At 70.4% G+C, this 2572-nt stretch carries 2 protein-coding genes; one reads left to right on the top strand and one right to left on the bottom strand.

From position 1 onward, the window contains the following. Window positions 1–346: 346 nt before the first annotated feature. Window positions 347–1582 carry a PKD domain-containing protein gene (locus VF825_RS04625; protein ID WP_331110629.1) on the bottom strand — a complete coding sequence of 412 codons (1236 nt, stop codon included), beginning with the start codon at window positions 1580–1582 and terminating at the stop codon, window positions 347–349. A 218-nt stretch (window positions 1583–1800) separates the two neighbouring features. Here VF825_RS04625 and VF825_RS04620 point away from each other — a divergent pair, with 218 nt between their 5' ends. After that, window positions 1801–2313: a superoxide dismutase family protein gene (locus VF825_RS04620; protein WP_331110627.1), complete on the top strand. Its 513-nt coding sequence runs from the start codon at window positions 1801–1803 to the stop codon at window positions 2311–2313. The last annotated feature ends 259 nt before the right edge of the window (window positions 2314–2572 follow it).

Raw genomic sequence — 2572 nt, 5'->3', positions numbered from 1 at the left:
CAGCTCCAGCTCCGCCAGCCTGCCCGCACGGCGATCTCGAGGCAGTCGTCGTACTCGGGGCAGTAGACGCTGCGGTGCTCGGAAACGACCTCCGGCTCGAGGAGCGTGAGCCGGCTCTTCGGACTCGCGGTGGCGTTCATGGCCCGAAGGCTAGCGGAGCAGGCCGGCGCCGCACGATGCCGCGGGCCGGTGACCCGCGAGCGCGGGCTGGGTGCGTGTCCCACCCCCGAGTTGGTGCGCCGCCACGCGCGCCGTGCGGCGAGCTGCCCGGTGATGACGCGGGCTTCACGCGCTCCTCGCAGGGACCCCTTCCGCGCGGGAGGGGGCGTGAGGCCACTTCTCGAGCTCAGGGCACCTCGCGGAACGTGAGCAGGATGTCGAGATCCGCGGGCGCGACGGCGCCGTCGTCGAACTGGACCTGCCACGGCGACGCAGTCCCGGTGACGATGAGCGTGGGCGGGATCACCTGCTTGATCACGCCGGAGATCATCTCGGCGGTGACGACGGTCCCGGCCGGGAAAGCGTTGCCGTTGTCGCTGAGGGTGAAGATCGTCCCGACAGGCGGTTCGTAGCAGCCGTCGGTGAAGATCGTCTGCACCACGGGGGAGGTCACCGTGAAGGTGTTGCCGTGGGCGACGCATTCGCGAGCGGTGAATTCCACCTCGATCCGCGACGCGTGATCGAGCACGATCGTGCAGCTGGTCAGGTCACCCGGGTTCGCGGCGTTCCGGCAGAGCAGGCCGGCGGGCGGCGAGACGGTGAAGCTCTTCGAGACCGTGGACGTCGCGCCGGTGTCGTCGGTGACGGTCAGCACCACCGTGAACTCCGTGAGCGCGCTCACGGCATAGCTGTGCTGCGGGTTCTGGCTGGAGGAGCCGGAGGTCCCGTCACCGAAGTCCCAGGTCCAGGCCGTGATCGTCCCGCCGGCGTCGGTGCTCTGGTCCACGAAGGAACAGGTCTCCGACGCGCAGGTGACACCGAACGCGGCCACCGGCGGCGTCCTGCCCGGATCGGCCGAGACCGGGACGCTCCGGGTCGCCGTGTCCGTCAGGCCACCGTCGTCGACGACGGTGAGCGTGACCTGGAAGGTGCCCGAGGCTGCGTAGGTATGCATCGGGTTCGTCTCGATGGACACCCCGCCGTCGCCGAAGCTCCAGCTGCGGCTCGCGATCGTGCCCGCGACGTCTGTGCTCCCGTCGGTCAGGGTGCACGTGAGCCCGGAGCAGGAGACGTCGAACGACGCGTGCGGCGGCAGGTTCATCGAGACCTGCCGGGAGCTCGAGCCGGTCGCGCCTCCGTCGTCGGTCACCGTCAGCGTCACGGTGTAAGTCCCCGGGGCGGCGTAGGTGTGCACCGGGCTCGCCTCCGCCGACGTGCCATCGTCGCCGAAGCTCCAGGCGTGGGCGCGGAGGGTCCCGTCGGGATCGGCGCTGGCGTCCGCGAAGCTGCAGCGCAGCTCCACGCACGAAGCCGTGAAGGCCGCCGTCGGGGGGACGTTCTTCTTGCCGCCGCCCCCGCTGCATCCGCCGAGCGCCAGCAAGGCGCCCATGGACGCCGCATAGAGCACGTTGCCAATCCTCACCAGCTACCTCCCCGTGGGTCGAAGAGCGTCAAGGCTATCACGTGGCTATCGGTGCACCCGTCCCACGCTTCCCCCGCCAGTCGCCTGCGACCGAATGGTTCGCCCCGTTCGGCGGTCGCCGGCTCCCCTTCCAGGTCCGGCCGCCATGGACTGCTGCAGCTACCTACCACTCGTCCCTACCGTAGCCGACGTGCCGCCCGCCCCGAGAGGAGTCGCCCATGGACCTTCGTGCGCTGCCGTTCCTGCTCGCCGTCGCGATCCCGCTGTCGACCGCCGCCGCGCCCGCGGCGACGGCATCTCTGAAGGACGCCGAGGGGAAGGAGGTCGGGACCGCCACCTTCACCCAGACCCGAGGCGGCGTGAAGGTGCACGTGGTGGCGACCGGGCTCACGCCGGGGAAGCACGGGATCCACGTCCACGCGGTCGGCAAGTGCGACCCGCCGGACTTCAAGTCGGCGGGCGGCCACTTCAACCCCGCCGGGAAGCACCACGGGCTCCGCAACCCCGAAGGCGCGCACGCCGGCGACATGCCGAACCTCACCGCGGGGAAGAACGGGAAGGCGACGGGCACGTTCACCGCGAAGGGCGCGACCCTCGGCGAGGGCCCAGGCTCGCTCTTCGGGCCGGACGGCACGGCGCTGGTCATCCACGCCGCCGCGGACGACGAGAAGACGGATCCGGCCGGCAACTCCGGCGACCGGATCGTCTGCGGGGTGATCGAGCGGAAGTGAGCGCTTGATCGCAATCAATGCAGGGCTGCGCGGTGAAGCTGATAATGAAACTCGTTATCAGCTCCGCCTCGAAGGAACCCTGCCAATGCACGCGAAGACTCTCCCCCGCTCCCACCCATCTCACGCTTCGCGAACGCTCCCCACGTCCTGCTGCGGGCCCGAGCTGCGCTGCGGCTGCGGGAGCCTGCTCGCGAAGCTGATCGCCGGCGCGGTCGAGCTGAAGTGCCGCCGCTGCAAGGAGACCTGGAGGATCCCGCTC

Source organism: Oryzihumus sp. (assembly GCF_036391795.1).
Taxonomy (GTDB): Bacteria; Actinomycetota; Actinomycetes; order Actinomycetales; family Dermatophilaceae; genus Oryzihumus.
Note: the sequence above shows the minus strand (reverse complement) of the source record. Positions and strands in the feature narration are given on the sequence as shown.